Source organism: Pseudoalteromonas sp. NJ631 (assembly GCF_000276645.1).
GTDB lineage: Bacteria > Pseudomonadota > Gammaproteobacteria > Enterobacterales > Alteromonadaceae > Pseudoalteromonas > Pseudoalteromonas piscicida.
The window spans coordinates 699,924-722,767 of the sequence record NZ_AKXJ01000001.1 but is presented as its reverse complement, the minus strand read 5'-3'; the positions used below and the strand labels follow the sequence as shown (position 1 = coordinate 722,767).

General features: G+C 43.8%; 15 protein-coding genes. 11 read left to right on the top strand and 4 right to left on the bottom strand.

Features of this window, described 5'->3' with window-relative positions; all coding sequences use genetic code 11:
* Positions 1–107: 107 nt before the first annotated feature.
* From A587_RS0103420 to A587_RS0103410, 3 genes are all read left to right on the top strand, one after another.
* Positions 108–3,749: a hybrid sensor histidine kinase/response regulator gene (locus A587_RS0103420; RefSeq protein WP_232288009.1), complete on the top strand. Its 3,642-nt coding sequence runs from the start codon at positions 108–110 to the stop codon at positions 3,747–3,749.
* A gap of 9 nt (positions 3,750–3,758) precedes the next feature.
* The gene (locus A587_RS0103415) at positions 3,759–4,661 is read left to right on the top strand and encodes a GGDEF domain-containing response regulator (protein ID WP_017216429.1); all 903 of its coding nucleotides are present in this window, start codon (positions 3,759–3,761) and stop codon (positions 4,659–4,661) included.
* Between the two features lie 191 nt (positions 4,662–4,852).
* Positions 4,853–5,191, top strand: a complete 339-nt coding sequence (locus A587_RS0103410) for a hypothetical protein (RefSeq protein ID WP_138556349.1) — start codon at positions 4,853–4,855, stop codon at positions 5,189–5,191.
* A 132-nt stretch (positions 5,192–5,323) separates the two neighbouring features.
* Here the strand turns inward: A587_RS0103410 and A587_RS0103405 are convergent, their stop codons facing one another.
* Both A587_RS0103405 and A587_RS0103400 read right to left on the bottom strand, forming a co-directional pair.
* Positions 5,324–5,704: a DUF3192 domain-containing protein gene (locus A587_RS0103405; RefSeq protein WP_010606064.1), complete on the bottom strand. Its 381-nt coding sequence runs from the start codon at positions 5,702–5,704 to the stop codon at positions 5,324–5,326.
* 198 nt (positions 5,705–5,902) lie between these two features.
* Positions 5,903–6,850, bottom strand: a complete 948-nt coding sequence (locus tag A587_RS0103400) for a D-2-hydroxyacid dehydrogenase (RefSeq protein WP_017216427.1) — start codon at positions 6,848–6,850, stop codon at positions 5,903–5,905.
* 91 nt (positions 6,851–6,941) lie between these two features.
* Here A587_RS0103400 and zntR point away from each other — a divergent pair, with 91 nt between their 5' ends.
* From zntR to A587_RS0103385, 3 genes are all read left to right on the top strand, one after another.
* Entirely contained in the window at positions 6,942–7,349 is a 408-nt protein-coding gene (gene zntR, locus A587_RS0103395) for a Zn(2+)-responsive transcriptional regulator (RefSeq protein ID WP_010606066.1), read from the top strand.
* Positions 7,342–8,616, top strand: coding sequence for an SO_0444 family Cu/Zn efflux transporter (locus A587_RS0103390; protein ID WP_017216426.1), 1,275 nt, complete (start codon positions 7,342–7,344; stop codon positions 8,614–8,616). The genes zntR and A587_RS0103390 overlap by 8 nt, the downstream gene beginning before the upstream one ends.
* A gap of 167 nt (positions 8,617–8,783) precedes the next feature.
* Complete coding sequence (locus A587_RS0103385; RefSeq protein ID WP_017216425.1) at positions 8,784–9,878, top strand: 1-acyl-sn-glycerol-3-phosphate acyltransferase; 1,095 nt, start codon at positions 8,784–8,786, stop codon at positions 9,876–9,878.
* A 51-nt stretch (positions 9,879–9,929) separates the two neighbouring features.
* On the opposite strand, the gene A587_RS0103380 is transcribed toward A587_RS0103385, so the two are convergent.
* Positions 9,930–10,472, bottom strand: a complete 543-nt coding sequence (locus tag A587_RS0103380) for a GNAT family N-acetyltransferase (protein WP_017216424.1) — start codon at positions 10,470–10,472, stop codon at positions 9,930–9,932.
* A gap of 137 nt (positions 10,473–10,609) precedes the next feature.
* Here A587_RS0103380 and A587_RS0103375 point away from each other — a divergent pair, with 137 nt between their 5' ends.
* The 5 genes from A587_RS0103375 (at position 10,610) to A587_RS0103345 (ending at position 17,212) form a co-directional block, all read left to right on the top strand.
* Entirely contained in the window at positions 10,610–11,275 is a 666-nt protein-coding gene (locus A587_RS0103375) for a tRNA-uridine aminocarboxypropyltransferase (RefSeq protein WP_017216423.1), read from the top strand.
* Positions 11,276–12,600: 1,325 nt separating this feature from the next.
* Positions 12,601–13,605 carry a Fe(3+) ABC transporter substrate-binding protein gene (locus tag A587_RS0103360; protein WP_010372304.1) on the top strand — a complete coding sequence of 335 codons (1,005 nt, stop codon included), beginning with the start codon at positions 12,601–12,603 and terminating at the stop codon, positions 13,603–13,605.
* On the top strand, positions 13,605–15,236 hold the full coding sequence (locus A587_RS0103355) for an ABC transporter permease (RefSeq protein ID WP_017216420.1): 1,632 nt from the start codon (positions 13,605–13,607) through the stop codon (positions 15,234–15,236). The genes A587_RS0103360 and A587_RS0103355 overlap by 1 nt, the downstream gene beginning before the upstream one ends.
* Positions 15,236–16,267, top strand: coding sequence for an ABC transporter ATP-binding protein (locus tag A587_RS0103350; protein WP_017216419.1), 1,032 nt, complete (start codon positions 15,236–15,238; stop codon positions 16,265–16,267). The genes A587_RS0103355 and A587_RS0103350 overlap by 1 nt, the downstream gene beginning before the upstream one ends.
* Positions 16,268–16,297: 30 nt before the next feature.
* Positions 16,298–17,212 (top strand): Dyp-type peroxidase, encoded by a 915-nt coding sequence (locus A587_RS0103345; protein WP_017216418.1) that lies wholly within the window; start codon positions 16,298–16,300, stop codon positions 17,210–17,212.
* Between the two features lie 71 nt (positions 17,213–17,283).
* On the opposite strand, the gene A587_RS0103340 is transcribed toward A587_RS0103345, so the two are convergent.
* Positions 17,284–22,782 (bottom strand): DNA repair ATPase, encoded by a 5,499-nt coding sequence (locus tag A587_RS0103340; RefSeq protein WP_017216417.1) that lies wholly within the window; start codon positions 22,780–22,782, stop codon positions 17,284–17,286.
* Positions 22,783–22,844: the final 62 nt, after the last annotated feature.

The following is a 22,844-nucleotide window of genomic DNA, read 5'->3' as shown; positions in this document are numbered from 1 at the left end:
CTGGCTCGTTACTCTTTTGCTAACACTGTGTGCAAACGGGAACGAGCCAGTAAATGGATGCGACAAAAGAATTTTTACCACTAAAAAGTTACCGAAAGGGAATTTTAGTGGCGGTAATAATACCCATCCTACTTGTCCTCGTCTTAGCTTACCATCTCTATCAAATTAAACTCGAACGCCAGTACAAAGTACGTTTTGGTCAGTATGAATATGTTTCTCAGCAGCTGAAACAAGAGTTTTATGCTGCACATGTCGTTCTTGATAGTATCGCCGTTAACCTAGCGCAGCCCATTTCTTTTCAAAAGCCACCAGAGTGGTTAGAAGATATAGAGCAACACCCTGAACATTATTATCATGCGTTACCAAACAATGGTGGAGAGATTGTTGGTCGTGGGCAAGTCAGTGAAGCGCTTTTTGCCACGAAACGATGGCAAACCGTATTGTCGCTTAATACCGCTTTTGATGCCGCGCTCGCGTTGCAAGGTGGATTGTATGCGGTCGCATACGTAGAAGATGACGGCTTTGCGTATGTTAAGCGTCGAGAAGCCTCAAGCAGCCATTTCATCACGCGGCTAGTTCAAGGTAAGTTCGAACCCGACTTTAGCTTGGGCAATATAGTCGTTGGTCCACCCGTGAAGTTTTTCGATAGACAAATGTTTGCGCTCGGTAAGAAACTATCAACGGTGGATAACGCTCATGTATTGATGATTTATGATAGCGATATTATTGATAGGTGGTTGTTAAACATCGGCTCCTTAGAAGGTACGATGGAATTTAAAAACCAAAGTGATGAGATTATCGCTGGAGAACGCTATGATCACGACCACGATGGGCTTGTAAATTCATCAGCACCTTGGCAGTACGGACTGCACTTTATCGCAAAACCCGCCAAAGAGCCTATCAGTTTAAACTATCATGAAAGCTATGAGCAGTTTGCCGCTCCACTACAGCGGGAGATCTTGCTCGAACTTGCACTACTACTGTTTTTTATTCTTTTTACCTTTGTGACTATTGTGTGGTTAAGCGGACAAATATTTGTCCGACCTTTAAAGCATTTTGTGAACTATCTATCTTTGCAAGAGCATACACCACAAGCCACTTTAAATTATCCTATCCCCTCTGAATGGCAACCTTGGTTTATACAAATCAAACAGGTGGTGGAGCAAAAATCTCGCTTAATGCATGCCCTTAAGCAACATAATCAAGAACTAGACGACGAAATTAAGCGTAAACAACAGGCATTAAAGCAAAGCTTTGAGGCAAAAGAGCGTCAAGCGGCTTTACTTAATGCAGTGCTTGACTCTGTGCCCGATATTATCTATTTCAAAAATATCGACGGTTCATTCATAGGCTGTAATCGCGCATTTGAAGAGTTTATGGGTGTTGATAAGTCGGATTTGGTTGCGAAAACACAACCTGAAGTGACATCTGGATTAACCATATTACTTGAGCAAGAAGCGGCGATGGAGCGCTCGCAAGAACAAGTGGCAACTAATTTTGTCCTTGGAGCAAATACCTACTTTTTGACTATCACGCCATTGAAGTCGGAAACTGGAAAGCTCATCGGTTGTTTGGGGGTTGCGAGAGATATTACTGCCGCACAAGAGGCATATAATGCCCTAAGAGACTCTGAAGAAAACTTTAGGGCAGCGACTGAGTTTGCACCTAATGGCGTGATTTTAGCTGCGATCAGCGGTAAAATTTTGGAGATGAACAAGGCTGCCAAACGTTACTTGTCACTTGATAAGAATACGGGAGAAAAGCAGCTGGAACGCTTGTTTGATGAACAAAACTGGCAAGAGCTAAAGCCTGTCTTGGCTGGGCTATTAAAAGAGCAAAAGAAAGTCGTTGAACACATGATCTCACAGTCGGGTAAGCACCGCTGGTTACAATTGAGTATTTCTTTAGTTTGGGATAAAAATAAGCGCCCTAAGTATTACGTAATCCATATTCAAAATATCACCGGTTTGTTGTTGGCAAAGCAAGATGCTGAGCGCGCAACGCTTGCCAAAAGCCGCTTTATCGCGAATATCAGCCATGAAATTAGAACGCCAATTAATGCCATATTAGGTTTGGCGGATATGATCAAAAGTGAGGCGCTGACTCGAGTTCAGAATAAAAAATTGCAGCAGCTTTCTGGAGCTGCAAACGAGCTGCTTACCATGCTCAACAGTATTTTAGAGTTTGCTAAAGTCGAAAGTCATCAAGGTACAATTCAATACGAGACATTTCAGACCTGCCATGTATTTACCACGATAGAATCACTGATTAAACCTTTATGTATACAAAAAGGTTTGGAATTTGAGTTACAGGTCGACCCTCAAGTTTGGCCTTACCTGTACAGTGATGAAGATAAGGTAAAGCAAATCTTAGTAAACCTACTTGGTAACGCTGTAAAGTATACCAATCATGGTAAGGTTGGTTTGAAGGTAACGTTAGTTAATGATAGAGCTGCAAAACAAACCATAAAGTTTGCTGTTTGGGACACAGGAGTTGGGATCAAATCGCAAGAGATTGAACATCTTTTTGACGCATTTACCCAAGGTGATGAAAGCTTCACACGTCGTCACGAAGGCATTGGTTTGGGGCTTGCGATTGTGAAGCAAGAAGTTGCACTCTTGGGTGGCGATATTGCGGTTAACTCAACCCCGAGCGAGGGAAGCTGCTTTTTCTTCGAATTGGTGCTAGATAAAGGCGCTTGTCCAGTTGTGGATAGTCACAAAGAAGTTTACTGTCTCACCACCGAAGCGCATAGCTTACCAAGCTATTTTTCAGGTCTTGCAGAACCTTTATCTGTTGAACGATTGCACGCGATGAATACTCAGCTCGACAAGTCTATTGTTGTTATTCCACCGGAAGCAGCGCTTGACCCCGCTTATGCGCTACCTGGAAATACTGCATTACTACTACATTGTGAGGGGGAATTTCCTGAGCAAAGTAACCATATTGCGCTTAATCAAAATGTGTTTTACCAATCAGCCTATACATGGCTTGCTGAATTTGCCCATATGACGCAAACCGTCGACAACGTGTGTATGCAGGTTGCCGGTGCGCTTTGCTTGGTGGTCGACGATAACAACTTAAATTTAGATATTACTGAAAATATGTTGAAGCAGAATGGTATTTCTACCATAGGGCTACAAAGCGCCGAACATATTGAGGAAGTTTGTCGCTCACTGCAACCCGACATCATCCTGATGGATATCCATATGCCAAACATTGATGGCTATCAAGCGACCAAGCAGATCAGAGCCGTGTGGTCTGAAACTGAGCTACCCGTTATTGCCTTGACCGCCAATGCAAGCAAAGAAGAGCGGGCGAAAGCCACAGCCGTTGGCATGAATGATTATTTGCTAAAACCAATTAATAGCACACAGGCGTGCAAGGCATTGGCAAGTAATATTTTCCAGTCAGATAAAACAGAAGAAGCTTTTTTTGATTATGAGTTTGCTTTATCACAAATGATGCAAAATGAAACGTTTTTGCAAACAATGTTAGATAAATTTGCTAAACTTTGCCATGATTACCTAGAACAGGTTGCTGAAATAGAGCAAGGTTCAGCATTATTCGAGTTAGCACACGGAATTAAGGGCGCTGCAGCAGGTCTGGGCTTTAAGCGACTAGCGAAAGTTGCGAAAGACCTTGAAACGCAAAGCAAAACGATCACAACAATAACAAATCGCACTGACTTGGATGTGTTAACAAATGCACTTTCACAGGTGGTGTGCTTTATCGAGCTAAAAAGGTAGCGTCATAAGATGCAGCAAGCTGAGCACATTTTTATTATTGATGATGACCCAATAAATAAGATGGTCCTAAGTAATACATTAGGTGATGGCCATCGGTTATCCCATAGCACAGACACTAAGTTATGTATTGATGAACTAAAAGCAAGCAAACCAGACCTTATTATTTTAGATGTGTTAATGGCTGACGGCGCTGGGTTTTCTGTTTTAGAGTGCCTAAAAAAGGATGCGAGCACTTACGGTATTCCCGTTGTCGTGATCTCTGGTAGTGTGAGCTTTAAAGATGAAGCACGAGGTTTGGAGTTAGGGGCTGTGGATTATATTACTAAACCCTTTAACCCTTTGATTGTAAAAGCCAGAATCAAAAACCATTTAGCAATAAAAAAGAAAAATGATCTGCTAGAAAAGCTAGCCTCTATCGATGGTTTAACGGAGTTGCCCAATCGTAGATATCTAGATGAAGCGATGAAATCAGCATTAGAAATCGCAAAAGCTGATGGCAGTGCGTTTACCGTTATGCTGGTTGAGGTGGACTATTTTAAAACGTTTAATGAGCATTATGGCTACATGCATGGTGATGATTGTTTATTTAAGGTCGCCAAAGCGCTAGAAGAAGGCGCAACCCGACGTTCTTTATTTATTGGCCGTTTTGATGGTACTCGTTTTGCGTTGGTGCTAACTCAGCATAATATCGATGTAATTAATGAGATAGCAGAAGCGTTGCATAACTCGGTTAATGCGTTAAAAATCCCCCATATTGCCTCACCGATATGTGCTCATGTGAGCGTTAGCATTGGTGCAGTTCATATTGAAAATCACTGTAGTAGTGAGCTTGGTGAGTTGATCAAAATGGCGGACAGTGCCCTTGCTGTTGCACAAAAGCAGCAAAGCACGGTATTTATTAAAGCACTATAAATATCTAAAGCCATATGCAGTGACAAGAGTGTATCTGCATTCAGACAATAAGTGCACCGCATAAAGCTTGGCTATGCTCATGCTTTATAGATCTTTAACCGAGTATTTTGTGCCTTTTGGTGTGGTGTTAGGCTTATTCTATGGATATACGGCGTAAAATAATTTGGGTGGACTGTATCGCGGCTATATCCGTGGGGTTAATCGTATTGCTTTTCCACTCAATGATTGGTGCGATCTATCATATACCTGAACAAACCATTATCTTTATCGCATTATCAAATCTGTTGTATGGCGCGTACTCTTTTAGCCTTGCCATTCAAAAAGCGAAGAACATAAAACATTTGCAGCTTTTAGTGTTCGGCAATCTTTTTTGGGCGCTAGTCTGCGCTGGAGTGGTTGTTCAGTATTTTAACGTTGCAAGTCTAATTGGTATTGCTTTTATTGTTTGTGAAGCTATGTTTGTCATCATGCTTGCCTATTTCGAATGGAAGTATAGGTATGAGCTGGTATCAGAGGACAGTTCAGCTTAATTGGCTGGGTTATTAAAGTTTGGCTTGGTTTTGTTTTTAATTTATTAAGATGACAAGAAAATAAGGAGTTGGCCACACACATCTGTGCGTCAGTTTGCTCAGATTATTCACCATCCTTGGTGCGATAAAGTATTACTGAATTTGCTTTAGTGCGTTGTCGCCAAAGCCAACCAGTTGGTTGTTTTTGAATACCAATGGCGTGCACTCATCTTTTGTTACTTTGCCGTCTGAGTGTTTACTGTTGGTTGCATAGTACAGCACTTGATAGTTATCGCCGTCTTTCGACACCAACTCGCTAAAATCAGGGGTTGCAAACATGTCTTTTACTGATGAGTAAGACGCGCCCATTTCAAGGTTGGCAATCTTTTCACGATTTTTACGCTGTTTATGTTCCCAGTTAGACGAGTTGTATTCAGAAGCCCAACCGTGCTCTACTTCACCGTCGGATACAGCAACGATACAGCCTGATAATAGAGTAGAGCTAAGCGCAGCCACTAACATTAATTTTTTCATTGTTGTTTTCCTTTTTAATTTTGTTGCTGAGCAAATAATGCAAACAGCCATTTGTTTTTTGCTTGAATTATCCCAAGAGTTGCAAACTCTTTGCCAACTAATAAAGTTTATAAATATCAGTTTGTTGTTGGTTTTTAATCAGTTTGTAGTTGATGGTTTTCACTAACTTTTGGCGATATCACTCACTAAAACAATAATCTAGACCACTCGGTTTCTCGTTGTCCCAGCCAAAAAATTTTCAATATTAATGGCAATTTCGCCGACTAAACGTTCGATGGCCTCTTTACTTGCCCACGCCGTATGCGGTGTTAAAAGCAAGTTTTCCCCTTGGTATTGAACGAGTGGATTGCTTGCTTGTGCCGGCTCTTGTGTGAGGACATCCACAGCAGCACCAGCTATTTGCTCATTAGTTAGTGCATCCACCAGCGCTTGCTCATTGACTATTCCACCTCTCGCGGTGTTGATAATATAGGCATGATTTGGAAGTAGAGCGAATTCATCACTCGCAATCAGGTTTTCTGTTTCAGCGGTATGCGGGCAGTGAATCGATACAATGTCTGCAATTCGCAGCGCTTCTTCAAAAGCCATTCGTCCTGCTCTAATCTCAGTTACGCCTCTACGTTCGGCAACAATTACTTGAGCTCCAAATGCTTGTGCGACTTTTGCAACGGCTTCTCCTAACGTTCCATGGCCTATGATCACAAAGTTTTTGCCTGCAATTTCATTGATGCTGTAGTCCAAACGACAAAACATGTCACTTTGCTGCCAAAGCCCTGCATGGCAGTCTTGCTGATAACGATGAATATTGGTCATTAAGTTACCAAGCATAGTAAAGGTGTGCTGCACGACAGAAGGGGTCGAATAACCAGCCACATTGGCAACCGCAATTTGATGGGCTTTTGCGGCTGCTAAGTCGATATTGTTGACGCCTGTGGCCGCAACACAAATCAGTTGTAATTGCGGTAACGCCGCGATCGTTTCTTCAGTTAATTGTACTTTATTGGTGATGATGACTGCTGCATCTTTACAGCGTGTGATGATGTCCTCACTGGATGTGGTGTCGTAAGACGTTAATGTGCCTAGTTTGGCTATGGGGTAAAGATCGGTTCCTGCAAGGGTTTTAGCGTCTAATACCACGATTCGCATTATTTTTATCCTTTTCTTGACTTTGGAGTTAACTCTAAGGTTTATACTTGTGATGTCGACTAGGATAATCTTCAGGACTTGGGAGTGTAAAGTGGTAAAGATTGGTGAGCTGGCAAAGCGGCTTAACGTATCAACTGACACGTTAAGGTATTATGAAGCAAACGATCTCCTACACCCTTGCACAAGGAGCGAGGGCGGGTATCGGTTGTTTGATGAGCAAAGTGAAAAGCAAATGCGCTTTATTCTTCGCGCGAAGGAAGTGGGGTTCAGCCTCAAAGAAGTGCAAGACTTGCTGAAGATAAAGTTTGAAAAGCATCAGCACAGTTGTGAAGAAGTGAAAACACTGACTATCACTAAACGAGATTTAGTGAGAGCGCGGATCGCTGAGTTACAAAAATTTGAACAATCGTTATCGACGCTAGCAGAGCAATGCTGCGGCGGTAAGGAAGCGGCTGTGAGCTGCTCGATTTTAACGGCCTTGGAGGCTATCGATGAATGAACTGATAGTAAATTTTTGGCAGCTATTTTTAGTATCTGCCCCGTGGTTACTGCTTGGCCTAATATTGGCCGGGTTACTTAATGTATTTATTCCAAAAGATTTGTTGCAAAAGCATTTAGGGAAAGAAGGATTTTGGACGACGATAAAGGCAGCACTGATTGGGGCGCCGATGCCGCTTTGCTCTTGCGGCGTTATTCCAGCTGCAGTGGGACTGAGAAGAGCGGGCGGCTCAAAAAGTGCGACAACCGCATTTTTAGTCTCAACGCCTGAAACTGGCGTGGATTCTATCTCGGTTTCTTATGTGCTACTTGGTCCTTTTATGGCAATAATTAGGCCAATTGCGGCTGTGGTTAGCGCAATTGCGGCTGGGTTGCTCGTTGGCAGTGAGAAAGATGATAAGCCTGTGCCGCTAAAGCACCTTAATACCTCAGAGGAATCAAGCGCGACTAGCGGTTGTTGTGACGCTAATCATCACTCAGAGCCAAAGCCTGCTGAAAAGCATCACAGCCATGATAGCTGTTGCGCCAGCACTAAAGTGGAAACCGCAAAAGTAAGCTCAAGCTGCTGTGCGCCTACAGGCCCTCAATTAGCAATGGCAGGGGCGAATATGTCTTGTTGTGATACTCCGGAGCCTACCGTAACCAGTTGTTGCGATGCTTCATCAGCCACGACAAGTTGTTGTGAGCCTGCCCCCGTACCTGAAAACCAAGGGGTTTTTGGTAAAATTGTAGAAGCTGTTAAGTTCAGCTGTAATCAATTACTGTCCGACACCGCAGTTTGGCTTCTTATCGGTTTATTCTTTGCAGCGTTAGTGCAAACCTTCGTGCCTGAGTCTTTCTTATCTCAATGGGGCGACGGTATTATTGCCATGCTAGTGGTTATTCTTATCAGTATCCCAATGTATATTTGTGCCACTGCTTCAACTCCAATCGCTGCGGGTTTATTAATGGCTGGTGTTTCACCTGGTGCAGTATTGGTATTTATGCTCGCAGGTCCTGCAACTAACATCGCCACAATTGGGGTGGTAGGTAAAGAATTAGGGCGTCGTGCCGTGTTTGCCTATCTGGGCGGCGTTATCGGGGTTGCGCTTATCTTTGGCTATTTAACTGATTACTTAGTTAATACTTACGGTTTTGTAGTAACGCCGATGATAGGTGAGGAGCACGAAGTGCTACCACATTGGTTAACAGTATCGATGGGCGCATTATTAGCAGCACTCTTACTAAGATTAGCTATACTCAAATTAGGTAAAGTTGTTAGAAGATAAACAATTGTGGTACTTTTTACCGTATTACAATTGCATGACGCTTAAGCATTTAATGTTCCAACTTGGTATATCGCCTTGGTGGTCAGACATGAAATGCTTAGCGTCTGTTTATTTGACACGATAGAATGCGTTCCAGTATTCGTTAATCCGACAGTTTGAGAAGTAGAGTGGATAAATACGCTGACATTAGACCGTATAATGATGATGAAGTAGTGCCAGCATTGGCACGTCTACTAGGTGATGATCAATTCATTGATGTGATCGCCAAATATAATCTGCCAGCTTGGTTGAATGCCTGGCCTGCTATTGCACGCCCACTCGTAAGAATGAAACTAAAAAAGAAGTGGGGAGATTTTTGTACGATTGAACAAGTACAAGATGAAGTGGCGTACTATCTACAAATTTTAATCAATAAAACGACGTCTAAAGTGACTTATTCTGGCCTTGAAACATTGGACTCGAATACCTCGTATTTATTTATTTCAAATCACCGTGATATCGTATTAGACCCTGCGCTTGTTAACTGGGGCTTGCATCAGCAAGATATGCGTACGGTGCGTATCGCTATTGGTGATAACTTACTACAAGTACCTTATATCACTGAGCTTATGCGCCTTAATAAGAGTTTTATAGTAAAACGTTCGGCAAAGGCGCCGAAAGAAATGCTAAAAGCATTAACCCAGCTTTCTGCCTATATTTTTGACTCATTGAGTGAAGGTAACTCCATTTGGATTGCGCAAAAAGAGGGGCGTGCAAAGGATGGAGTAGATCAAACCGATCCAGCACTGTTAAAAATGCTACAGCTCAATGGTCGCAAACAGAAGCTAGATTTTTCAGAATATGTAAAGCAGCTCAGGATAGTGCCCGTTGCCATCTCCTATCAATATGAGCCATGCGCGGTTGCTAAGGCTAAAGAGCTATACCATAAAAAGCAGTTTGGCCAATATGTGAAAGCACAAGGCGAAGATATTGCCAGCATTGTCGAGGGCTTTAGTTCAGATAAAGGCCATGTGCATATCGCATTTGGCGATCCTATCACTGCGGATGTTGAAAACCCAGATGAGCTGGCGAATGTCATTGATAAACAGATTTTAGATTTATACTATCTGCATTCAACCAATCACCTAGCAGCAGGCGATGATGCGCAAGTTAGCCCAGAAGATAAAGAGGACTTTATCTCTAAACTAGAGTCTGTACCGGAAGAGCTGAAGCAATTGGTGTTGAGCATGTATGCCGAACCACTGCGTCGAAAAGGCATTTAATAGCAGTGAGCATGCGCAACCGTGGTGTTAAGTGGTTGCGCTTTTGTTCGGTTAATTAATAACTTTATGATAATAAACGACTTCCATATCTCCTAAAATATCTTTGTGAAGCCCTTTTTTCACATAACTCATCCCAAGTTTCTGCATAATTTTGATGGATCCAAGGTTCTCTTCTTCAGCGATAGCGCTCAAGTGCGTCAAGGTAGGATTGGCTGCTATTAGGTCTGGAATAATATGTTGTGCGGCCTCTGTTGCAAACCCTTTGCCCCAAGAGGCTTGTTTAAAACGCCAACCAAGCTCTAAATCCTGATCGTTTCTTTGTTCTGAAAAGAAATTAGCAGGGCGAACCAAAATCCAACCAATAAATGCCTTGTTTGGCAGCTCGAAACAACCCCAAAGCCCCCAACCTTTTATCTCATCGGTAAACTCTGTTAAACGTGGAATATATACAGTTTTTACTTCTTCAAGTGAGTTAGTCTGACCGCCTGTGATGTATTTCATTACCTCAGGGTCGCTATCAAGATCGGCGAGCAGCTGTGCATCTTGTGGGGTGAGTAGGCGATAACTCAGTCTTGCAGAGTCCTTTACTTGCATTTTTTACTCCTAATGAAACCCAATAAAACTTTAGAGTACAAAAGCTTATGTCATGAGTAAAGATGTTGCATAAGTTTGCATAGACGCCAGCCGAGCGCTTTACTAAAATACGCCGGCATTTTTAGATGGGGAACAGAGTGAATAATTCAGTACTAGCGCTTAGACAGCGTCAAATCGCTGCGGCTCAACGCGAATATAAGGCAAGGGGATCAAAGCTTGCGCGTTGTGAATGCTGCTTATTAGCTACGACTCTATGTATTTGCGACAAAGTCGAAGTGGCCAAAGCAGACTGTGCGGTGTGTTTACTTATGTATCATAATGAAAGCTTTAAGCCCTCCAACACCGGACGCTTGATTGCCGATGTGATCCCAGATAATCATGCCTTTCGTTGGGACAGAACTGAGCCTGACGCTGCGTTATTAGCGCTTCTTTTGGACGAGCAATATGCACCAATAGTCGTTTTTCCAGAGCAAGGCGTGGAGCCTGAACGGGTAATTACTAAGGTGACTCGCACCGAAAATAAAACACCACTATTTATCTTTTTGGATGGGACATGGCGTGAAGCTAAGAAAATGTTCAGAAAGAGCCCCTACCTCGATAGTTTACCTGTGTTATCCATCGCCCCTGAAAAGCTCTCGGATTACAAGCTACGAGTCGCGCCGCATGAACATCAGCTCGGTACGGCAGAAGTTGCGTGTGTGTTGTTTGCCGAATGCGGCGAGCAGGATGCGGCAGCTAAATTAACCGCGCATTTTATCGATTTCAGAGATGCCTACTTAAAGGGTAAGCGCAGTAAACTGTAGGCTGAGCCCTAACCGTAGGTCGAGGTTTATCTCGACAAAAAAACCACATTGTTTACGCTGCATGGCGAGTAAGACGATGGTAGATCGAGATTTATCTCGACAAAAAGCTGAATTGTTTACGAAATACGGCAAGCAAGATGCCGGTAGGTCGAGACTTATTTCGACAAAAATCTGAATTGTTTACTAAATGCGGCGAGCAAGATGACGGTAGGTCGAAATTTATTTCGACAAAAAGCTGAATTGTTTACTAAATGCGGCGAGCAAGATGACGGTAGGTCGAAATTTATTTCGACAAAAAGCTGAATTGTTTACGCGGTACAGCGAGCAAGACGGCGGTAGGTCGAGATTTATCTCGACAACACAAACGTAATATCACGCGATAAATAGGAACAAAATAAGAAGCGCGCGACCCATTGCTGAGTCGCGCTTACGGAATCTTCTAAATGCATCCTGCAAAGTTGAGTAGTTCAACGTCCTGAATCTTTCCTCTTCCATGGCATCGCTTGGTGTTCTCGTTTTGCGAATAAAGGCATCTTGCCCTGTGTCCATCTTCCTTTTACACGTCCGCTGTCTTATCCATTGCCATCCACTTGCTAAGAACAAGCCCTTGTTCTAATTGTCCCTATTTGCTACTTTCCAAAATAGCAGTGCCAATCATCACTTTTTTACCTTGACACTTGGTAGCCTGAACGTGTTGCTTCAAGCTAGGTGTTGCACTGTTAATTGCAACAATTGGCATCTCCTAAGCCACATTTTACCAGTACATCCGATGTACCTTCCTTCCTCATCCTTAACCACCTGCATATCCAATGCAGTAACGTTATCCCTCAACGTTTAGCCTCTCCCCTGAAGCAATCCTTAGGCTCGTCATGAACCTTTAATCCCTGTCCTTTAATGTAATCACACCATGTGACATACAATCTCGCTCGCTTTTCCCTATATTCCTTTAAGTGGGTGCTTATCCATTAGCAAATCCTGCCCTGAGCGTATCCCGTGTATCCTTTATCTCTCTTCCTGAGATGTTGTTAAGTATAAGCAGACTAAAAAAAATCGGGAGCAGTGAAATTCAATCTTTTTTGCGCCTTCTTCTAGTAATAATTAATAACTTATTATTTTTTAATTGCTTACTGTTATTTTGAGTGTTATTTCAGCGCATCTTTACTCAATTTCTGGTAGCTAAGTGAGATATATCTCACAGGTAATTCTCCCGTTTTCTACAACGCTAATTTTATCTTGAGCGTAGTTTCAAATATTCAGGGTGTAAAACGGCACAATTACAGGTAGAATTAGTTGATAATAATTATTGTTTACCTAATGGAATCTTTATGAAAAAAGCACTTGTTACTATACTGGCAACGCTTACTTGCCTACCAGCAATGGCTGCAGAGGAAGTTAATATCTACTCGTTTAGACAACCTTTTCTGATCCAACCTATTTTGGATGACTTCACCAAGCAAACCGGTATCAAGACCAATGTGGTTTTTGCAAAAAAAGGCTTAATCGAGCGTGTTAAGCGTGAAGGCAAGCATAGCCGTGCTGATCTCGTACTCACTTCAAACTTCAGTGCGCTAATTCAACTTGAAGACGAAAACCTAACACAAGCAATTAACAGCGAAGCTGTAACCAAGAATATCCCAGCGAACTTCAGAGATCCTGAAGGTCAGTGGGTTGCGCTTACTAAGCGTGTACGCAATGTATATTCTGCAAAAGACCGTGTAGGCAAGTTAGATGCGCTTACGTATGAAGCGCTAGCGGATGAACAATACCGCGGTAAAATTTGTACACGCTCAGGTAAGCATCCCTATAACCTTGGTTTAGTGGCGTCTATGATTGCCCATCATGGCGAAGCAAAGACCAAAGAATGGCTTGAAGGTGTGAAGAAAAATTTAGCTCGTAAGCCTCAAGGTAACGACCGTGCACAAGTCAAAGCAGTAAAAGAAGGACTGTGTGATTTGGCCATCGGAAACAGCTATTACTTCGGTAAGATGATGGAAGATGAAAAGCAAAAAGCCTGGGCTGAAGCGGTATATATCAACTTCCCAAATCAACAAGATCGTGGTTCTCATATCAACGTTTCTGGTGTTGTCTTGACCAAGCACGCTAAAAATACAGAAAATGCCTTGAAACTCATTGAGTTTATGACCGACAATAAGGCGCAAAATATGTATGCGTCGATGAATATGGAATACCCGGTTAAACCTGGCGTCGAGTTATCGAAACTTGTGGCATCTTGGGGTGAGTTTAAGGAAGACAGCCTACCATTGTCAGAGATCAGTAAATACCGTCCGTTAGCGCTTAAGCTAATCGATGAGGTAAAATTTGACCTTTAATGCAATTATCATTTTCACTGTCTAAATGGCAGAGTTTTGCGTGGCTGATAGGGCTTAGCCTATCAGTCCCGCTGATGTTTTTAATCTTTGAGTCGCTACAACCTGACTCCGAAGTCTTTGCTCACCTTTGGAACACCGTTTTGTGGGACTATGTCCGCAATACGATTTGGCTGATTGTAGGTGTATGCATCCTTTGCGCTTTGATTGCGCTACCACTTGGCTGGCTAACCGCGTACTGTGAGTTTCCTGGACGGCGCTTTTTCGAATGGTCGTTGATGCTACCCCTTGCGATGCCAACCTATTTGATTGCTTACGTGTATACCGATTTGCTGGATTATGCTGGGCCTGTACAAATAGCGCTGCGAGAGTGGTTTGGCTGGCAATCTCCAGATGATTATTGGTTCTTTGATATTCGCACTTTGTCAGGCGCTATCGTGATGATTGCACTGGTGCTTTATCCTTATTTGTTTTTGATTTTTAGAACGGCGCTAAGAGAGCAGTCGTTTAAGCTGGTACAAGCCAGCCAATTGATGGGCAAGTCACCTTCACAGAGCTTCTTTAAGATAAGTTTACCTTTGTCGCGAGGCGCGATTGTGGCAGGGCTGGCACTGATCGCCATGGAAAGCATGGCAGATTTTGCAACCGTACATTACTTTGCCGTGAGTACACTAACCACCGCCGTTTACGATACTTGGTTGGGCTATTATTCACTTACCGCAGCGGCTAAAATTTCAGGCATCATGCTACTGTTTTTATTTTTAGCCCTAACACTGGAGCGAGTGAGCCGCCCAACTCAGGTAGTGCATGAGCGCCAATCGAGTGTTAACAGTACCACGCTTTATCATCTTAAAGGCGCGCAGGCTTGGTTCGCTAGCGCTTTTTGTTGGCTTATTCTTATTGCGGCTTTTATCGTGCCTACATGGGTGCTTGCAGATTACGCCGTCGACTATTTTGAACAAGCTTGGAATGACGACTTTTTCTTGTATGCGTGGCAAAGTTTAAAAATAGCGTTTTGGGTAAGTGTGGTATTAATTATCATGAGCATGCTGGTGGTGTTTAACCAGCGAGTTAGCAGTGGTAAACGCGTCACGCTGCCGGGTAAGCTTGCGAGTACCGGATACGCGCTACCGGGCACTGTGCTGGCAATTGCAGTACTTATTCCACTCACGTTATTAGACGACAAGCTAAATACTTGGCTTGAAGGCTCCTCATTTGAGCCTGGTTTGCTGTTCAGCGGGACGATTTTTGCACTGGTTTTTGCTTACGTTGTACGATTTTATGCGATTGCGCAAGGCGCGGTCGAGTCGAGTTATCAGCGGATCAGTCCAAGTCTAGATATGGCAAGTTTTTCGTTGGGTCGCAATCGTTTCAAAACCATGTTATCAATACATTTGCCATTGCTGCGTCGCGGTATTTTAACCGCAGCACTGTTGGTTTTTATTGAGTGTATGAAAGAACTTCCAGCGGCATTGTTATTACGACCCTTTAATTATGAAACACTGGCAACACACGTTTTCCAATATGTGAGTGATGAGCAGCTGGAGTTGGCTTCTGTCTCTGCGTTATTTATTGTGTTGGTTGGTTTAATTCCGCTTTATGTTGTAAACCGTTCTATGGAGCAGCGAAGTTAATGCATAGTTTAGTGCTTGAAAATCTCTCTTATCGTTATGACGGTGAAGCCGTTGTGGATAGCCTAAATCTGACCGTAGAACAAAACGAGATTGTTTGTTTGCTTGGTGCCAGTGGTTGCGGTAAAACGACCACGCTGAAGGCGATAGCGGGCTTGATTGAACCATTTCAAGGCTCTGTGAGTATTTTAGGCAAAGCCATGAATGGTAATGGCACTTTTGTACCTCCACAAAAACGCAATATTGGCATGATGTTTCAAGACTATGCGCTATTCCCACACCTCACTGTGGCGCAAAATGTCGCGTTTGGTTTAACCTCAAAAAGCAAGCGTGAACGTCAAGACCGAGTAGCTGAAATGCTCCATTTGGTGCAGCTGCAAGACTATAGCGACCGTTTTCCACACGAGCTTTCAGGTGGCCAACAACAACGTGTCGCAATTGCGCGAGCACTGGCGTACAAGCCAAATCTGTTGCTGCTTGATGAGCCGTTTTCAAATATAGATGCTCAAGTGCGGTTTCAGTTAATTAACGATATTCGCCGTATAATCAAAGATCAGCAAGTTTCCGCGATTTTTGTTAGTCACTCGAAAGAAGAAGCTTTTGCTTTTGCCGATCGGTTGGCAATAATGGATAAAGGGAAAATCGCACAAGTGGGTGAGCCGAGAACGTTATTCCAACGACCAAAGAGCAAAATGGTTGCCGAGTTTTTGGGTCAGGGAATTTATATTCCTGCACAACGAGTGAATGGCGCTTCGGTAGAAACCCAATTTGGTGCCGTAAAATCACTCGTTGAGCTCGGTAATATCGACGCGAAGGGTGAAATGTATGTGAGGCCGCAGCACATTACGTTAGAAAATGCCGAGCTTGGCAGCGTTAAAATACTCAATCAGCGCTTTATGGGAACAGAGTACATTTACCGTGTTGCATTAGAGGGTCAAGAGCTCGAAGTACCGCATCCAGCGCATGAACCGCTCGACTTAAATCAACCAATCTCTTTAAAAATTAAGGCACATGCTGTAAATTTCTTTTCTTAATAGCAAATGAATAAACGCAGGGAGTAGAGCATGGCGCTTGCCCAATCAGGTGTGTGTGCTGAAGCCAATTTGCACGGCTTACACTTGTTCTTCAATGTACTTGAAGGGCAAGACGAGGCGCTAAGAGCGGCGCTCGCAAATTGTGGACGCTTGCAAGAGGAGTTGGAAGACAGATTCTCCGAGTCTATGCTGTCGAGCTTTGTCGCGGTTGGTGCGCAATACTGGCCACACATTTATCCTGAGTTTATTCCTAAAGAGTTAAAAAGCTTTCCACATATTGTTGAGGCTGAGCACACCGTGCATACTCAGCCTTTTGACTTGCTTTACGTGATCCGCTCCGACCGAGAAGACGTTAATCATATCTTTGCTCAAAGTGTGCTGCACATGCTAAACGGTCTAGTTGAAATGGTGGCACATGTGCGCGCCTTTCGTTTCTTAGATGGTCGTGATTTTAATGGCTTTATTTATGGTGCAGACATCCCTAGAGGGCGCAATAAACGGGAAGTTGCACTTGTACACAACCCAAATGCAGCCGACCACCTTGGTAGTTATATTCACGTACAGCGGGTGAAGTTTGATTTATTGCGCTGGCAGGCGTTGCCGCTCGCTGAGCAAGAGCAATTAATGGGGCGTACGCGTCTAGACAATGACCTAATTGAAGATTGCGACCCCTGTAATCATGCGGCATTAACCGAATTGAAAGACGCAAACGGTAATGCGCTACTGCTTAACCAAAGCATGCCATTTGGTGATGTATTTGAACAAGGAAGCTTGTCGCTAAGTTGCAGCGCCAAAGGCGATGCTTTCGAGCAGGTGCTAAGAAGCCGATTGGGGGAAGGGGATGAATACGACCCCATATTGGATTATTCTAGTGCCGATATGGGTTCCGCGTTTTTTGCACCCTCACTAGAGTTCTTGTCAGTGATGGCAAAAATGCCGGAATAAGTTCGCTGCTATTTTACATCTCCAAAGCCCATCCATGGGCTTTGACTTGTTTCGCAAGTGCTCTTCCGCCGTTACAACATATACGGGTTTTTCGCAGGTGATCCGTTACTAACTACAGGTCTTGATTGAATTTCCTCAAGCTTTTGTAAAATGTCTTTTAGCTGTTGCTGCTGGACTTGTTCAGCACTTGAGTTTGCTAAGGTATTTGTCAGCAAAGTGGTGACGGCTTCAAGCGCTTTTGCACTGCTATCATCAACGTGATTGTCGACTTGAATATGTGGTTGTGCCACCGCTTCTAAGCGCTCAGACAGGTTTTCAAATAGTGTATTTTGCTGCTGACCTTGTTGACCCAATGCTTGTTGTATTTGCGCTTGGGTGCTGAGCAAGTCATTGAGTTTACCAAGGTTAGCGAGTAGCTGCTCGTTGTTCGCGGTGTGTTTGATGGTGTTTTGCAGCCCAGCAATTTCCTCTGCGACTTGTTGCTGTGAAGCTATCAATTGCTTTAGTGGTGTAGCGTAAGGTTGCTGCGTTAAGACCTCACGTAGCTCAGTTAACTGCGTGGCAAACTCTTGTTCGTTAAACACTTGAGCCAACTGTTGCAACAGCGCACTGTAATCAAAGCTAAGCTGCTCTTTATCGAGTTTAGTGGCGATTTGCGAAAGGGATTTATTGACAAAGCTTAGCTGTTCAACAGCCAGCTGCGCTGGGCTTCCCTCATCGCTATTGCGGTGCAGACGGGCATATTCGGCCTTGATTTCATGCCAGCGCGTTGCTTCTTCATCCGTTAAGGTACCGCGTAATTCAGCCAGTTTCAGTAAGTTTTCTTCGCTGCCTTTGCTAAGCGTTTGTGCTTCACCGCGATAGTGATCTTGAATTAGGTTTTCAAGTTCACTGTCATTCATAGCAGCAACCACCTTTTCAGCCATCTTATTCATGTTACGGTAACTGCCTTGTAGCTTAAACGGCGGCTCGGTTCGATAGTTATCATCTTGCGCTGCTGAGGCAATATATTGGGCATTTACTTTGAGCACGGTATTGCGAATGGTGAGCAGCTTTTTCAGTACGCTGACAATTTCATTCACTTGCGCTTGAGAGTAATTAAATTCCAATTCATTGATGGAGATGTCTTCTCCGTCGGCAATGCGTACTAGCTTGTACAAGTCTTCCATACCACGATTGGCAAGTGGCGCGAGCACCGCATTGGAAGTAAGCGTATTTTCAATAAAGCTCATGGCAAATTCTTGTTCGCAGCCACTGAGGGTGTCACCGAGGTTGTAAATATCCGCACGGTTGGCAAGCATATCTGGGATCTTAAAAGATTCACCGGATTCGGTGTAGGGGTTTCCTGCCATCACAACGGCAAATTTTTTGCCTCTCAGATCATAGGTTTTACTGCGGCCATTCCACACACCATCTATGCGTCTTGAGCCGTCACATAAAGAGATGAACTTTTGTAAAAATTCGGGGTTGGTGTGCTGAATATCGTCAAGGTACAGCATCACATTATTGCCCATCTCAAAGCTTTGGTTGATCTTCTCAATTTCTTTTGCGGCGGTCGCGTTGATGGCTTGAGCAGGATCCAAAGAGACTTGGTCGTGACCAATGGATGGACAGTTGACCTTAACAAAGGTGAGTCCTAAGCGGTTGGCTACATACTCTATTAGCGTGGTTTTACCATAGCCCGGAGGGGAGATAAGCAGCAACATGCCCATTAAGTCGGTGCGTTTATTGTTTCCCGCAGCCCCTATTTGCTTTGCTAAGTTATCGCCAATAATAGGGAAGTAGACTTTGTCAATCAGCTGGTTACGTACAAATGAGCTTAGTGGTCTGGGTTTAAACTCATCCAATTGCAAGCGCTGCTTTTGCGCCTCAAGCACTTGTGCTTTTAACTGTTGATACTGTTTGTAGGCCGGAACATGAACCGTGAGATACTCGTTACTACGGGCAAAAAAGTCTGCGTAATCTAGGCGTAACACTTGGTTCTCGATACGTGGGTGTTGGCCCATTAAACCTGAAATTTCGGTTTTTATGTCGGCTTCTTTGACTTGGTAGGTGATATCTAACTGGGTGGAAAGCAAAATGCAGTTAGCGGCCTCAAGCAAGGTCTCAGCACTTTCATTTTGCTTACTGCCATAGGCGCGCAGCCAGCTGCTTAACAGGCGGCATTTGTCCGCAAGTTTAGTCAAATGTGTTAATGAGTCTTCAAGCTGTTGCCAAACGCCTTTGGCCTTTGCCATCGAGATAAACTGCTCGCTGGTGTGTTTTGCAGGTGAAGCCAAATCAAATTGTCTCGGCTTAACTTGCTTGGCAAGGGCTTTAATTAAGTAAGTTGCGCTTAACTCGCCTGAAAAGCGGTGTAGCTCGGTTAAATAGCTCGATAAATTTTGTTGGCAAAATGCCGTGATCTTTTCACTCAATTCTTTGCTTAGCTGTTGGCTAAAACTATGGTCATCTAACTTCGTTGCCATCAGCTCTGCTTGTGTGGCCTGAAACGCCAATTCAGCTAGCTCAGCCTTGCTTTGTTGAGTATAAAATAGCTGTGCCGCAATTCGACAGCTAGCAGGGTAGACGAGTAACTCAAGCTGTCGTTTTTGTTTTAGTAAATTAGCTAAGATCAGGCTGGCATCTTGATCATGAATGCCTTTTTCATAGCCTTCTTGATATCTGGGTTCTGCAAATTTTTGTACGATGGGCAGTAAACTTCCGTCATCAACGGCAAGTTCTAGATCTGCTTGACTAAAGTCGTTGCCGTCTTGCTCCGCAGCTGCTAATACTTGAGCTGCAAGGTACTCGCCTCGATATAAGTGACGATTTTCTGAGATCAGGTTTTGCTGCCAGTATGTGCTTGCGTCATTGAGTTGTTGATTGACTTTGGCGTCAGGAATGGTATCAAAATACTCAGTGCCGGTGAGGTGTAACATCAGCTGTTCACCACGAGGCAGCAAAGTCAAATCAAGGATTTGTTTATTGAAACTAAACGCATGTTTGCCGACTTTAACGGTATTGCCACCATCAATGTAAATATCTTGCTTGTCTCGCAAAGCGCGGATTGCTTGATCTTTGCAGGCCTTGAGTTTGGCTTGAATATCATCCGCCTTCACTTCATCGCTTAGGCGCTTTAGCTCTTGCGTTAAATCACGCAGCTTGCCAATCATAGGATCGGAGGCAAAATAGCTATTGATGTCGTCTAAGGTTTTAAAACTTTGCGAGCGTCGATTCACCCCCTGTAAAATACGCTCAGCAGCGTTTGCTAGGCTTAGTGCTCGGCGCTGTCTTTCGTCGATGAGCTGCTGTTTATGCGCCTCAAAGCTTTCATAAACGTCATCACGTTTAGCCAAGATCTCCGTTAAAAACTCATCATACTGACTAAATTGAGACTCGAGCTCTTCTAATTGGATAAGTAAGCGAGAGAGCTGATCGTCACATTGCTCTGGGGTTTTGGCAGCGCTTAGAGCGCTGGTAATACTTTGGCTGAAAAGCTTAAAACGAGCCGCGAATTCGGCTTTTGCTTCAACACTGCCCACGCTCTTTTTCTGGATTTCTAACGCTGCTTTGGCGCGGTTTACTTGACCATAAATGGCGCTGACATCTTCCAAAATTTTAGTGCGAATGCGGCTATCGTCAATGTCGAGATCCAGCATGGTATGGTTGAGCAAATCAAGTTCGGCGCTTAAGGTTTCCAAGGTCGCCAAAAAGCCGTTAAGCTCGGTAACACTCTCTGTTTGCGCTCTGGCTTGCTCTAAGGAATCTAGCTGCTCGTAGTAGGGCGCCAGAGCACTATCTTGCTGCAAAAACTCCGCGGTTTTATGGCTTAAACTCAAGGTTTGCTCATCAATCTGCTGCTGCATGGCAGATAGCGCGTCAAGATTGATGTACTTCACTTCTTCAAGGCTTATCACTTTGCCTTTTAAGCGTTTGAGAGACTCTAAGCTCTGGACAAATTGCTCGGCTGTTTTAAAGCTATCAGGTCTTACCTCGCGAAGCACATCTTGCATGGCTTGCTCTATTTCCGCTTCTGCGCGCCGAGCGTCGGCCTCAATTTGGCTTACCTTTTCAAATTCGTCGAGTACCTGCTCCGAAGTTTCAAAAATTTCATGTAGTTTTGCTGTGACGTCTGCAAAGTCCGCTTCAGCAAGCCAATGATAGCGGTCTAAAATACTGCGGGTGAGGGCAATTAAATCTTCATAATGAAAGACCGTGGGGCTTTGTTCGTTAATGGCTTTGAACACACTGTATAAATCAGAAATTGCGCGTACTAAATCCGGGTTGCCGATCCGGCCAAATATGCCTGTTGCGCGAGGGGCTTGTGCGGCAAACTCGCTGCCACAAAATGGGCTTTGCCAGATTTGAATAGGGTGCACGCGCTCAGGCTCAGGCTCTGCTTTAAAGGTTAGCGCTAAGCCATCGTCATAAATTCCATAGCCATGACAATAAATAGGATTTTGCAGGTTTTTCTCAATAATATTGTAAGAGAAAAGTGCGTAGCGACCCTCGTTTGGTTCGTAGAAGATATACAGTACATCTTCACCATTGGGTGATTTGATCTGGCGATGGAAAATTAAATCGTCCAGTTGGTCGTCAAAATAGCGTGTTTGCCCAGATTGTAAATAATAGCCACCAGGAAAAATAATTCCTTGGTTCTCAGGTAATTGAACACAGGCACCACCCAGCGCATCTTGGCGCAATACCTGTTGGGTGCGGCAATTATAAATAAAATAACGCCATTGTTTTTCTCGGTAGGGAAGTAACTTTAACAACACCATTTCGCCAACTTCGGCAAAACGTAAATCGCAATCTGCGAGTGATTGACTGGCGTCATCAACGGCTTCTTGATAAATACCTTCACCGCTTTGGGTATTGTTTTCTATTTTTACGGTGAGTTTGCCACCCGATACTTCAATAAACACTTTGTCGTTTACATTAATATGTGGGTGACGGCCTTCGACGTGATCGGCGCGGTCGGTTTTTTGCCATTCAAAGTCAAAGTTTTCCACTTCGCCTATGTCACGCTCTCCTCGATTATCAATATAATCTAAGGTTTCATCTTTGGCGATTTGCCAGCGGAACACACGAACATCGGAGAGTTTTTCGCCAATTTGAAATAGCGCAAAGAGCTTGTTTGATTTAACAAATAGGTGTTGTAGCCGGGTGTCTTTGTAATATGTGTATAGTTCATCAAAGTCCCGTAAGAAACGCTGGTCAGTGAGGAATTTGGTTTCTTGCGGATAAGGTTCTATTTCGTAGTGGTCTTCTTGCAAGTGCAGCTTTTGTACGGTAAATACATCGCTGACTTGGGTATTTTGTTTAAGCCCCATAAACACATTGTAAGCAAAGATAAGCTTGTCGCCGATCAGCACGATATCGCGCGGTACACAGTTATGTTCAGTACGCACTCTTGCTCGACCTTTCACTTTAAGCTCGGTGCTTCCAAAAGTGTCAACACGCTGTTGGTTGAGTTTATCTATTTGGCTTTTTAGATCATTACCAAAGTTACCAAGTCGGCGCTTAATCAGTTGATAAGAGTCTTGTTCGAGCGTTCGCTCTGGCGCTTGTTGCGTTGCTTCCGTCATTCTTTTGCTTTCCTATGTGCGCTGTCGCAAATGGGGGAGAGGAGCCAAGAAAATTGACTCCT